The following is an 11288-nucleotide window of genomic DNA, read 5'->3' on the forward strand; positions in this document are numbered from 1 at the left end:
GCCCCCCTCACCACTCGATCCCCCGCTGGCCCTTCTGGCCGGCGTCCATCGGGTGCTTGACCTTGGTCATCTCGACCACGAGGTCGGCGGCGTCGACCAGCGCCTGCGGCGCGTCCCGCCCCGTGATCACCACGTGCTGGGTGCCGGGCCGGTCCGTGAGGGTCTCGACGACGTCGTCGACGTCCACCCAGCCCCACTTCATCGGGTAGGTGAACTCGTCGAGGACGTAGAAGCGGTGCGCCTCGGCGGCCAGGTCGCGCTTGATCTGCGCCCAGCCCTCGGCGGCGTCGGCGGCGTGGTCGACCTCGGTGCCCTGCCGGCGCGACCAGCTCCAGCCCGAGCCCATCTTGTGCCAGGCCACCGGCCCGCCCTCGCCGGTCTGCTCGTGCAGCCGGCCCAGCGCGGTCAGCGCGTTCTCCTCGCCGACCCGCCACTTCGCGCTCTTGACGAACTGGTAGACCGCGACCGGCCAGCCCTGGTTCCACGCCCGCATCGCCATGCCGAACGCGGCGGTGGACTTGCCCTTCATCTCGCCGGTGTGCACGACCAGCAGCGGCCGGTTGCGGCGCTGCCGGGTCGTCAGGCCGTCCTGCGGTACGACGGTGACCTGCCCCTTCGGCATCGTCAGGCCGCCTGTCGCACGGAGCGGACGGTGGCCGCGAGCGAGTCGGCGGCGAGCTCCTCCAGCCGGAGGGTCTGCGCCCCGAGGTGGGTGCCGAGGACGCCGGCCAGGCCCAGGCGCACCGGCCCGGACTCGCAGTCGACGACGACCGCCGCCGTGCCCGCCCCGCCCAGCCGCCGGGCGGCAGTGTGGGCGGCGCCCAGCGCGTCCGAGCCGCGCGCGCCGGTGGCCCGGCCGTCGGTGACCACGACCAGCAGCGGGCGCCGCTGCGGGTCGCGCACCCGCTCCACCCGCAGCGTCTCCTCCGCGCGCAGCAGCCCCGCGGCCAGCGGCGTGCGCCCGCCGGTGGGCAGCTCGCGCAGCCGCGCCGCGGCGGCCTCGACCGACCAGGTGGGCGGCAGCGCGAGGGCGGCGTCGGTGCCGCGGAAGGTGACCAGGCCGACCTTGTCGCGGCGCTGGTAGGCGTCGAGCAGCAGGGACAGCACCGCGCCCTTGACCGCGCCCATCCGCGCCCGGGAGCCCATGGAGCCGCTGGCGTCGACGACGAACAGCACGAGGTTGCCCTCGCGGCCCTCGAGCGCGGCCTGGCGCAGGTCGCCCCGCTGCACGCGCAGGCCGGGGCCGGTGCGCCCGCGGGCCACCTGGTGCGGCGCGGCGGCGAGCACGGTGTCGACCAGGTGCAGCCGGGTCACCGGCCCGGACGGGCGGGTGGAGCCCACGACCCGCCCGCGCTCGGCGCGCGCCTTGGACCGCCGCCCGGCCGCGCCCGCCCCGACGCCGGGCACCTCGAGCCGGCGGGTGCGGAACGGGTCCGACGGCGCGACCGCGGCCCGCTCGGAGGCCGGCGCGCCGCCGCTGCTCTCGCCATCCGCGCGCGAACGGCTGTCCTCGCCGCCGTCGGAGCCGGCGCCGGAGGGGGGAGGTGGGGGAGCGCCGCCGTCGCCGGGGCCGTCCGGGGGAGGCGGCGGGTCCTCGTCCGGGCCGTCGTCGGGGCGGCTGTCCTCGAGCGCCTGCTCGAGCGTGTCGTCGTCGAGGCCGGGCGCGTCGAAGGGGTTGCGGCGCCGGCGGTGGGGGAGGGCCAGCCGGGCGGCGACCCGGACGTCGTCCTCGGTGACGGCGCCGCGGCCGGACCAGGCGGCGTGCGCGATCGCGGTGCGCGCGGTGACCAGGTCGGCGCGCAGCCCGTCGACGTCGAAGGCGGCGCACACGGCGGTGACCTGGCGCAGCGCGTCGTCGGAGAGGACGACGTGCGGCAGGCGGGCGCGGGCGCCGGCGATCCGGGCGGCCAGCTCCGCCTCCTCGGCCTCCCACGCCGCGGCGAACCCGGCGGGGTCGGCGTCGTAGGCGAACCGGCGGCGGACCACCTCGGCGCGCTCGGCCGGGTCCCGCGGGGCGGCGACCTCCACGGTGAGCCCGAACCGGTCGAGCAGCTGCGGGCGCAGCTCGCCCTCCTCGGGGTTCATCGTCCCGACCAGCAGGAAGCGCGCCGCGTGCCGCACCGAGACGCCCTCGCGCTCGACGTAGGCGGTGCCCATCGCGGCGGCGTCGAGGAGCAGGTCGACGAGGTGGTCGTGCAGCAGGTTGACCTCGTCGACGTAGAGCACGCCCCGGTGCGCGGCGGCGAGCAGGCCGGGCTCGAAGGCCTTCACGCCCTCGGTGAGCGCCCGCTCGAGGTCCAGCGACCCGACGACGCGGTCCTCCGACGCGCCCACCGGCAGCTCCACCAGCCGCGCGGGCCGGGTCTGCGCGGGCCCGCCGGTGTCGTGCGGCCCGTCGGGACAGGCCGGGTCGGGGGCGGCGGGGGCGCAGGCGAACCGGCAGCCGGGCACGACGGCGACCGGCGGGAGGACGGCGGCCAGCGCGCGCACCGTCGTCGACTTGGCCGTGCCCTTCTCCCCGCGCACGAGCACGCCGCCGATGGCGGGGGAGACGGCGTTGAGCAGCAGGGCCAGCCGCATGTCGTCCATGCCGACGACGGCGCCGAAGGGATACGTCATGCGGGTGCACGGGTCCTCTCCCCGGGTGTCCACGCCCGGAGGTGGCAGGAGGCGACGGCGGGAGTTCCTGACTCCCCGGCACCTCGCGGTCGAGGCCTCCGGGTCACAGTGGCGGGACCGCGCCGGAGTCGCACCGGGCTTCCTCCACTGCCGTCGCTGTGGCCCGGTCATGGAACCACGCGATCCGGCGGACCGGGAGGCCGGGCGGGAACTTGACGGATCGGAAAGAGACGGTCCACGCTTTCCGGCATGGAAAACGACGCGATCGACCGCGACACCGCCGCCGCGCAGCTCGCCGCGCTGCAGGCCGACCGGGAGGCGCTGGCCGACCGCGTCCTGCAGCCGTGGTGGTACGACGTCGCGCTCGGCCTGCTGCTGTTCGCCTTCCTCGCCAGCTACGCCCTCGACTCGCCGTGGGTGACCTTCCCGGCGCTGGCCCTGTTCGCCGCCGGCCTGGGCGCGCTGGTGACGGCCTACCGGCGGATCACCGGGGTCTGGGTGAACACCCCGCCGCGGGTGGCGGCCGCCTGGGGGGCGGTCGTGCTGGTCGTCCTCGTGCCGGCGTTCGTGCTGGCGGAGGGGTACGACCGGCACTGGGCGATGGTGGTGGCCGGCGCGGTGCTCGGCGTCGCGGCCGGCGTGCTCAGCCGGGTGTGGGGCCGCCGCTGGGTGGCCGGGCTGCGGAGCGGGCTGTGACCGCGGTCGCGCCGCACTTCGACGCCGTCATCCACCCGCCGCCGCGGCTGCAGATCTGCGGGCTGCTGGCCGCCGTCGACACGATGGAGTTCGCGACCGTGCGCGACCGGGTCGGCGTGAGCGACTCGGTGCTGTCCAAGCACGTCAAGCAGCTGGAGGAGGCCGGGTACGTGCAGGTCAGCAAGGCGACCGTCGCGTCCCGCCAGCGCACCAGCCTGTCGCTGACCCGGACCGGGCGCCGCGCCTTCGACGCGCACGTGGCCGAGCTGCGCCGCATCGCCGGTCTGTGAGGGCACGCCGCCCCGACCCGCGCCGGCTCGCCGACGCCGCCCTCGTCCTCGCCGGCGCCGCCGCGGCCGGGTGGCTGCTCGCCCTCGTGGACGTCCCGTCGGCCGCGCTGTTCGGCGGGCTGCTCGCCGGCCTGGTGCGCGGCCTGGCCGGGCGGGCGCCGCTCGACGTGCCGCGGCCCGCAGCGGCCGCGGCGCAGGCGGTCGTCGGCATCTCGATCGGCGCGCTGGTCGACCCCGACACCCTGGCCGCGATCGGCGAGGACTGGGCGCCGGTCCTCCTGGTCACCGTCGCCACGCTGCTGCTCACCGTCGGCGCAGGGCTGCTGCTGCGCCGCCAGCCGGGGATCAGCCCGGTGACCGGCGCGTTCGCGATGATCGCCGGCGGCGCGTCGGGCATCACCGCGATGGCCCGCGACCTCGGCGCCGACGACCGGATGGTCGCCGTCCTGCAGTACCTGCGCGTATTGCTCATCGTCGTCGCGATGCCGGTCGTGGCGACGACGGTGTACGGCGCGGACCCCGGCGCCGGAGGCGCTCTCCCGGTGGCGGCCGGGCCCGGCTGGCCCGCCGGGCTGCTGTTCACCGCCGCCTGCGGCGTCGTGGGCGCGGTGCTGGCCCGGCTGGTGCACCTGCCGGTGCCGGCACTGCTCGGGCCGCTGCTGGTGGCCGCCGCGGCCGACCTCGGCGGGCTCTCCGGCGGCGCCACCGTGCCCGGTCCGGTCGAGGCGGCGGCGTTCGTGCTCATCGGGCTGCAGGTGGGGCTGCGGTTCACCGTCGCGAGCCTGCGCACCGTGGGCCGGGCGCTGCTGCCGGCGCTGGCGGTGATCGTCGGCCTCGTCGTCGCGTGCGCCGGGCTGGGCGTCGTCCTCTCGGCGGCCACCGGCGTCAGCGAGCTCGACGCCTACCTCGCGACGACGCCCGGCGGCCTCTACGCCGTCCTCGCCACGGCCACCGGCACCGGCGCGGACGCGACCTTCGTGCTCGCCGTCCAGGTGCTGCGGCTGTTCGTGATGCTGCTCGCGGCGCCGCTCATCGCCCGTCGGCTGCGCCGCCGGCCGTCCTGAGCGGTGGCGCCGCGCGCCTACCCTCGACCGGGTGAGCCGTGCGCCGGAGGAGGAGACCGAGCTGTCCGACGTGGAGACTGCCATCGTGGACGCCACCGCCGACGAGCAGGACGCCGTCCTGCTGTTCGTGGGCGGCCCCCTCGACGGGCGGGTGGAGGTCCGCGCCGCCCGGCACGGCGCGCCGCTGCCCACCGTCACGCACGTGCACCTGCACGGCGGGCCGAAGGTCGTCTCGCGCTACGACCTGCAGTCGCTGCCCGGCCGGGCCGGCGTCTACCACCTGCGGCAGCGCGAGCCCCGGCCGCGCCGCGGCGACTGACCCGCGCTCACCAGCCCTGCGTGCGCCGGGCGGCGTCGACCACCCGGTCGAACAGCGCCCGGTCCAGCGCCGCGCCCTCCCGCCGCACCCGCGCGGGGTCCAGGGTCAGCAGCCGGTCCAGCCGCACCTCGCTCGGCCGGCCCCGGCCGTCCCACGCACCGGTGCCGACGTCCATCCAGCTGCGCCCGTACCGGGCCTCGTCGGCGGCGTCGCGGTCGTGGTCCTTGCTGGTGAGCATCAGGCCGAGCAGGTCCTCGCCGCGGCGGCCGATGACCAGCACCGGGCGGTCCTTGCCGCGCCCGTCGCCCTCGTCGAAGGGCACCCAGGCCCAGACGACCTCGCCCGGGTCGGGCCGGCCGTCGGCCCGCGGCCGGTAGCCGACGTCGACCGCCGCCGGCCGGGCGGCGGCCGGCGGCGCCGGGGCCGGGCGGCGCGCGGCGCGGCGGGCGGACGGCGCGGCGACGGCGCGCACGAGCGAGCGGACGGCGGCCACGAGGCGGCGCGGGCGGTCCATGGACAGGAACCGTACGGAGGCGCCAGCGGACACGCCGTCCCATCTGCCTCGTTCGTCACACCGGTACCAATCCGGCCCGGTTCCGGTTACGACGCGTCGATCGCGGGCACCATTGCGTCACGGGACGCCAGCACCGCGTCCCGGGAGAGGGGGCTCCCATGACCTCGGCCCAGCCCGTGATCCCCGCCGTCCCACTGACGCGGGAACCGCGCGCCAGCGTGCTCGCCGCGTTCCAGCTCGTCGAGGACGCCCGGTACCTCGGCACCGAGCGCAGACCCCGGCGCAACCGGGTCCGCCGCGTGGCCCGGCGCACGGTCGCCACCCGGCGCCTCGCCCGCGACCTGCCGGTCTAGGCCCTCAGGTCACGCAGAACTCGTTGCCCTCCGGGTCGGCCATCGTCACCCAGGAGAACGGGCCCTGCGACGCCCGCCACAGCTCGGTGGCGCCCATCCCGAGCAGCCGCGCCACCTCGGTCTCGCGCCGCTCGTCGCCGACCCGCAGGTCCAGGTGCACGCGGTTCTTGACCGTCTTCGCCTCGGGCACGGCCTGGAAGAGCACGCGCGGCCGGCCGGGGTCCGGTGAGGTGATCGCCGCGCCGGCGGCCCACACCAGCGCGCCGCGGTGCGTCGTCGTCTGGTCCTCGCTCGCGTGCCCGGCCTCCACCGCGCGCCGGATGACCGCCTCGTCCTGCGGCTCCACCCGCCAGCCCAGCGCCTCGGCCCACCAGTCGGCGAGCACGTGCGGCTCGGCGGCGTCGATCGTCACCTGGAACTCGGTCGCCATGGCCGCAGCCTGGCAGGGCGCGGTGACAGGACGCTCACAGCTCCAGGGCGAGGTCCGCGCGGATGGTGGCGTCGTCGGGCAACGGGGTCTCCAGCCCGCAGTGGTCGCGGATCATCGTGCCGAACGGCGGGAGGGCACCGCGGTCGATCCGGCTCGCCGGGTCCCACAGCCCCGAGCGCATGACCGCCTTGGCGCAGTGCAGGTAGGCCCGCTGCACGGTCACCACCATGACCGAGCGCGGCTCCCGGCCGAACTCGGTGAGGTCGAGGTCGAGGGCGTCGGCGGGCAGCAGCTCGGCGGTGCCGAAGACCTTGAGCGTCTCCTCGAGGCCGGGCACGAAGAACAGCAGCGCCACCCGCGGGTTGACCGCCACCTTGCGCAGGCTGTCGAGCCGGTTGTTGCCCTGCCGGTCGGGCAGCACCAGCCGGTGCTCGTCGAGCACCTTGACGAAGCCCGGGTCCCCGCCGCGCGGGGAGACCTCCGGCCAGCCGTCGGCGTCGGCCGTCGAGAGGGTGAGGAACGGGGACAGCCCGATCAGGGCCCGGCAGTGGACGTCGAGGTGGTCGATCTCCTTGTCCAGCACCAGCTGCGAGGGCGGGCGGTAGGAGGCGAGGACCGGGTCGGGCTGCACGCGACGACGGTAGCCCCCGCTAGCGTCGCGCCGTGCCGGTCACGTGGAGCTCCCCGGTCCGTTTCGTCGAGTGCGACCAGCAGGGCGTCGTCTTCAACGCGCACTACCTCGTCTGGGCCGACGAGGCCTCCACCGCGTGGTGGGCGTCGATCGGGCTGCCGTGGGACGAGCTGGCGCCGCGGGTGGACCCGGTGGTCAAGGCCAGCACGCTCGAGTGGTCGTCGTCGGCCGGCTGGGGCGACACGGTCGACGTCGACGCGCAGGCCGAGCGGCTGGGGCGCACCAGCGTGACCGTGCGGTTCACCGTGCGCGTGGGGGAGCGGGTCTGCTGCGTCGTCCGCAACACCTACGTCGCGCGCGCCGGCGGGCAGGCCGTGCCGTGGCCCGACGACGTCCGGGAGCGGCTGGAGGCCGCGCTCGGCGCGGGCTGAGCCGGGGAACGGGTCTCGGGAGCGGCCTCCACCGGGCACGCCCGCCGGAGCGCGTGCCGGGCTCCGGGGCACGGGGCACGGCGCCTCTCGACTCCCGGCGCCGGGAGCGGGACCATGCACGCCCGGAGGGCCAGAGCGAGGACGGCATGGACGAGAGCACCCCGCCGCCGCTGACGATCGTGCGACCGGGCGAGGGGCGGGTGGTGGACACCCCGGACGGCGTGGGCGTCGCGTTCAAGCTGTGGGGGGAGGACACCCACGGGTCGATCGCGGTGGTCGAGCACCCGTTCGCCATCGGTGCGTACGTGTCCGCCCACCTGCACACGCGCGAGGACGAGTACTCGATCGTCGTCGAGGGAGAGATCGGCTTCCGCTCGGGAGACCGCGAGGTGGTGCTGGGCCCCGGGGGCTACGTCACCAAGCCCCGCGGGGAGCTGCACGCCATGTGGAACGCCGGCTCGGCGCCCGCGCGGATGATCGAGATCATCAGCCCGGCCGGGTTCGAGCGCTTCTTCCGCGACGTCGCCGACCTCGCGGATGCCGGCGAGACCGACGCCGCGACGTTCCTCGCGCTCGCGGACGAGTACGGCCTCCAGGTGGCCGAGCCCGACTGGCAGGCCGACGTGATCCGGCGCTACGGCCTCACCCCGCCGTCCTGGTGACCGCACTCCGAGCGGCCGGTCGCAGCGCTCGCCGGCTGCAGCCTCCCGGGCGGGGCGGGTGACCGGTCCCCACCCTCCGCACCTCGCTGCCGGGCTCAGCGCGGGCCGAGCGCGTCGCCGGGCGGCAGCAGCGGCAGGTCCGCCGGCGGGCCCTCCTCCAGCAGCCGCCACAGCGCGCCGGTGTCGGCGTGCTCGGCCACCAGGTCGCCGAGCGCGTCCAGGCGCTGCTCGCGGACCGCGGCGAAGGACGTCCCCGGCGCCGGCGTGAACCGGCGGCCGGTGGCCCGGGCGACCTCGGCGAGGAAGGCGCGGCGGAACCCGTCGTTCTCCAGCGCCCCGTGCCAGGTGGTGCCCCACACCGACCCGGCCCGGCCGCCGTCCAGGAACGGCTCGGCCCCGTCCCCGTAGGTGACGACGCCGTGGTGGATCTCGTAGCCGCGCACCGGGTGGCCCAGGGCCTCCCCGGACGGGCGGCCCAGCGTCTTCTCCCGCGCGAACCGGACGTCGGCCGGCAGCAGCCCCAGCCCGGGCACGGTGCCCGCCCGCGACTCGACGTCGTCGGTGATGGTGCGGGCGAGCATCTGGTGCCCGCCGCAGATGCCGAGCACCGGCCGGCCCTCGGCGGCGCGGCGGGCCACCGCGTCGGCCAGGCCGGTCGCGCGCAGCCAGGCGAGGTCGGACACCGTCGCCCGGCTGCCGGGCAGCACCAGCAGGTCGGCGTCGGCGGCCTCCTCGGGGCGGGTGACGAACCGGACCAGGACGCCGGGCTCGGCGGCCAGCGCGTCGACGTCGGTGGAGTTGGACAGCCGGGGCAGCCGGGCGACGGCGACCCGCAGCACCTCCTCGCCGTGCGGCGGCCCGGCGGGGAGGACGCCGGTGGGGATGCCGAGGGAGTCCTCGACGTCGAGCGCCGCGCCGGGCAGCCAGGGCAGGACGCCGAGCGTCGGCCGGCCGGTGAGCGCGGTGAGCTGCTCGAGGCCGGGCCGCAGCAGCCGGACGTCGCCGCGGAACTTGTTGACCAGGAACCCGGCGACCAGCCGCTGGTCGGCCGGCGGCATGAGCGCGACGGTGCCGTGGAGGGCGGGGAAGACCCCGCCGCGGTCGATGTCGCCGACGACGACCACCGGCAGCCCCGCGGCGGTGGCCAGGCCCATGTTGGCGATGTCGTCGGCGCGCAGGTTGATCTCGGTGGGGGAGCCGGCGCCCTCGCAGACGACGACGTCGAAGCGCGACCGCAGGTCGGCCAGGCAGGCCAGCGCCTGCTCCAGCAGCGCCGCCTTCATCGGCCGGTAGGACAGCGCGGTGACGTCGGCGACCGGCCGGCCGAGCACCACCACCTGGCTGGCGTCCTCGCCGCCGGGCTTGAGCAGCACCGGGTTCATCGCCGCCTCGGGCTCGACCCGCGCCGCCGCGGCCTGCATGACCTGCGCCCGCCCGATCTCGGCGCCGTCGGCGGTGACCACCGAGTTGTTGCTCATGTTCTGCGCCTTGAACGGCGCGACCCGCACGCCCTGGCGGGCCAGCCAGCGGCAGAGGCCCGCCGTGACGACGGACTTGCCGGCGTCCGACGTCGTCCCGGCGACCAGCAGCGCCCCGCTCACGCGGCCGGGCGCGGGCTGCCCCAGCCCGCCTTCTCCTGCCCGGACATCCCGGCGATGGTCTCCATGATCCGGTCGGTGACCTCGCGGCGGGCCCGGCCGTTGCGCGCCTGGCCGGCGTGCTCGGGGAAGGTCATCGGCTCGCCGAACTCGATGGAGAACCGGTGCGGCCGCGGCCAGCGGGCGCCGACCGGCTGCACCCGGTCGGTGCCGGTGACGGCCACCGGCACGACGGGGCAGCCGGCGGTGAGCGCCAGCCACGCGACACCGGTCTTGCCGCGCGCGAGCCGGCCGTCGCGGGAGCGGGTGCCCTCGGGGTAGATGCCGAAGCCCTCACCGGTGCGCAGCACGCCGAGCGCGGTGTCCAGCGCCTCCTGCGCCGCGCGGGAGGCCTTCCGCTCCACGGGCATGGCGCCCAGCGCGGTGAACAGGGTGCGGGTGAACCAGCCGCCCGGGCCGCGGCCGGTGAAGTACTCGTCCTTGGCCAGGTACCGGACGCGGCGTGGCGCCGACAGGGGGATGACCATGCTGTCGATGAACGACAGGTGGTTGCTGGCGATGATGAACGCGCCGGTGGCCGGCACGTGCTGCCGCCCGGTGACCCGCGGCCGGAACACGACCCGGAACAGCGGCCGCAGCAGGAACCGCGCGAGCAGGTAGAACACGCCGTCCGCCCCCTCCCAGGGACCGGGGCCGGCGTCTGCCCGCCGGCCCGGACCCCGGGCATCCTCCCCCGACGCCCGCGCGGTCCGGGAGGCAGGGCCGCGCGGGCGGGGTGGGGGTCAGCGCTCGACGTGTCCCGTCGGCGGGCAGGCGTCGCGCAGGATGGCGCGCACCTCGGGTGCCAGGGGCCGGGCCCCCGAGGCGGAGGCGACGAGGTCGAGGGCGACGTCGCGGACCTTGCGGTGCACGTGGCTGGAGATGTGCGCCAGCAGGTCGAAGGCCACCTGGTCGCCGCACCCGGTCAGCAGCATCAGCACGCCCTTGGCCTGCTCGATCGGCGCCCGGCTGGCCATCGCCGTGCGCATCTGGGCCACCTCGGTCTCCAGGGCCGCGACGCGGTCCTCGGCCGACGGCACCGCCGGCCGCGGGGCCTCGACCATCAGGCCCTCGACCGCGACCACCCGGCCGTCGTCGTCCGCCCGCGGCTCGCCGAGGAACACGACGGGCCGGTGGCCCTCGCCGGACCGCAGCCGGACCTCCAGGCAGAACGCCTGCCCCCCGGTCACCGCCGCGGAGAGGGCGTCGATGGTCCGCGCCCGGTCGTCGGGGTGCTGGGCGCCCACGAGCACCTCGGTGGAGGGGCCGGGGCCGTCGTCGGCGAGGCCGTGCAGGGCGGCCATCTCCGCCGACCACCACCAGTCCCCGCTGGCGCGGTCGTAGCGCCAGCGGCCGGCCACGGTGGCGCGCCGCACGGGCAGCGGCGTCGCGGTGGGGGGACGGGGGAGGGACGGGGCGGTCGCCCGCCCGGCCGGCGGGTGGTGTCTGGAGGCGACACGCGACTGGGTCGACGTCATGGCGGGCTCCGAGTGAACGCGCGCCGGACCGGGGCCCGGCGAGAGCGCCGCGCAGCCGGCTGTTCGACCATCTGCGGATCGCCGGGGGAGTTCCCGGCCGCTCGGGGACCTCCATGACGTTAGTCCCCCGGGACCGGGGGCGCACGGCCATCGGACGGCCCCGG

The 11288-nt window shown here is 77.0% G+C and carries 15 protein-coding genes and 1 riboswitch; of the genes, 7 read left to right on the forward strand and 8 right to left on the reverse strand.

The genetic code is table 11. The features are described 5' to 3' along the window. Nucleotides 1-7: 7 nt before the first annotated feature. Nucleotides 8-622 carry a cob(I)yrinic acid a,c-diamide adenosyltransferase gene (cobO, locus tag ACI8AA_RS11630; protein WP_457044568.1) on the reverse strand — a complete coding sequence of 205 codons (615 nt, stop codon included), beginning with the start codon at nt 620-622 and terminating at the stop codon, nt 8-10. A 2-nt stretch (nt 623-624) separates the two neighbouring features. Next, nucleotides 625-2619, reverse strand: a complete 1995-nt coding sequence (locus ACI8AA_RS11635; RefSeq protein WP_457044569.1) for a putative cobaltochelatase — start codon at nt 2617-2619, stop codon at nt 625-627. Nucleotides 2620-2680: 61 nt separating this feature from the next. Continuing rightward, a riboswitch (cobalamin riboswitch) is annotated at nt 2681-2764 on the reverse strand. A gap of 104 nt (nt 2765-2868) precedes the next feature. Here ACI8AA_RS11635 and ACI8AA_RS11640 point away from each other — a divergent pair. The 4 genes from ACI8AA_RS11640 to ACI8AA_RS11655 are packed head-to-tail and all read left to right on the forward strand — an operon-like array spanning nt 2869 to nt 4988. After that, nucleotides 2869-3315, forward strand: coding sequence for a hypothetical protein (locus tag ACI8AA_RS11640; protein ID WP_457044570.1), 447 nt, complete (start codon nt 2869-2871; stop codon nt 3313-3315). Beyond that, nucleotides 3312-3605 carry a transcriptional regulator gene (locus ACI8AA_RS11645; protein ID WP_457044571.1) on the forward strand — a complete coding sequence of 98 codons (294 nt, stop codon included), beginning with the start codon at nt 3312-3314 and terminating at the stop codon, nt 3603-3605. Before ACI8AA_RS11640 ends, ACI8AA_RS11645 begins: the two co-directional genes overlap by 4 nt. After that, complete coding sequence (locus tag ACI8AA_RS11650) at nt 3602-4669, forward strand: AbrB family transcriptional regulator (protein WP_457044572.1); 1068 nt, start codon at nt 3602-3604, stop codon at nt 4667-4669. Before ACI8AA_RS11645 ends, ACI8AA_RS11650 begins: the two co-directional genes overlap by 4 nt. Before the next feature lie 31 nt (nt 4670-4700). Beyond that, the gene (locus ACI8AA_RS11655) at nt 4701-4988 is read left to right on the forward strand and encodes a hypothetical protein (protein ID WP_457044573.1); all 288 of its coding nucleotides are present in this window, start codon (nt 4701-4703) and stop codon (nt 4986-4988) included. Between the two features lie 7 nt (nt 4989-4995). Here ACI8AA_RS11655 and ACI8AA_RS11660 read toward each other — a convergent pair whose 3' ends face one another. Then, the gene (locus ACI8AA_RS11660; RefSeq protein WP_457044574.1) at nt 4996-5502 is read right to left on the reverse strand and encodes a type II toxin-antitoxin system PemK/MazF family toxin; all 507 of its coding nucleotides are present in this window, start codon (nt 5500-5502) and stop codon (nt 4996-4998) included. A gap of 158 nt (nt 5503-5660) precedes the next feature. Here ACI8AA_RS11660 and ACI8AA_RS11665 point away from each other — a divergent pair, with 158 nt between their 5' ends. Then, nucleotides 5661-5855 (forward strand): hypothetical protein, encoded by a 195-nt coding sequence (locus ACI8AA_RS11665; protein ID WP_457044575.1) that lies wholly within the window; start codon nt 5661-5663, stop codon nt 5853-5855. A 4-nt stretch (nt 5856-5859) separates the two neighbouring features. On the opposite strand, the gene ACI8AA_RS11670 is transcribed toward ACI8AA_RS11665, so the two are convergent. Both ACI8AA_RS11670 and ACI8AA_RS11675 read right to left on the reverse strand, forming a co-directional pair. Then, nucleotides 5860-6285, reverse strand: a complete 426-nt coding sequence (locus tag ACI8AA_RS11670) for a VOC family protein (RefSeq protein WP_457044576.1) — start codon at nt 6283-6285, stop codon at nt 5860-5862. 34 nt (nt 6286-6319) lie between these two features. Then, nucleotides 6320-6916 (reverse strand): MSMEG_1061 family FMN-dependent PPOX-type flavoprotein, encoded by a 597-nt coding sequence (locus ACI8AA_RS11675; RefSeq protein ID WP_457044577.1) that lies wholly within the window; start codon nt 6914-6916, stop codon nt 6320-6322. A 32-nt stretch (nt 6917-6948) separates the two neighbouring features. Here ACI8AA_RS11675 and ACI8AA_RS11680 point away from each other — a divergent pair, with 32 nt between their 5' ends. After that, nucleotides 6949-7347 (forward strand): acyl-CoA thioesterase, encoded by a 399-nt coding sequence (locus ACI8AA_RS11680; RefSeq protein WP_457044578.1) that lies wholly within the window; start codon nt 6949-6951, stop codon nt 7345-7347. Between the two features lie 146 nt (nt 7348-7493). Continuing rightward, the gene (locus tag ACI8AA_RS11685; RefSeq protein ID WP_457044579.1) at nt 7494-8009 is read left to right on the forward strand and encodes a cupin domain-containing protein; all 516 of its coding nucleotides are present in this window, start codon (nt 7494-7496) and stop codon (nt 8007-8009) included. A gap of 95 nt (nt 8010-8104) precedes the next feature. Here the strand turns inward: ACI8AA_RS11685 and ACI8AA_RS11690 are convergent, their stop codons facing one another. The 3 genes from ACI8AA_RS11690 to ACI8AA_RS11700 all read right to left on the reverse strand — a co-directional run bounded on the left by ACI8AA_RS11690 (nt 8105) and on the right by ACI8AA_RS11700 (nt 11022). After that, nucleotides 8105-9610 (reverse strand): cobyric acid synthase, encoded by a 1506-nt coding sequence (locus tag ACI8AA_RS11690; protein ID WP_457044580.1) that lies wholly within the window; start codon nt 9608-9610, stop codon nt 8105-8107. Further along, entirely contained in the window at nt 9607-10272 is a 666-nt protein-coding gene (locus tag ACI8AA_RS11695; protein ID WP_457044581.1) for a lysophospholipid acyltransferase family protein, read from the reverse strand. The genes ACI8AA_RS11690 and ACI8AA_RS11695 overlap by 4 nt, the downstream gene beginning before the upstream one ends. A 117-nt stretch (nt 10273-10389) precedes the next feature. Next, nucleotides 10390-11022: an ANTAR domain-containing protein gene (locus ACI8AA_RS11700; RefSeq protein WP_457044582.1), complete on the reverse strand. Its 633-nt coding sequence runs from the start codon at nt 11020-11022 to the stop codon at nt 10390-10392. Nucleotides 11023-11288 lie beyond the last annotated feature (266 nt).

Source organism: Geodermatophilus sp. SYSU D01180 (assembly GCF_054050415.1).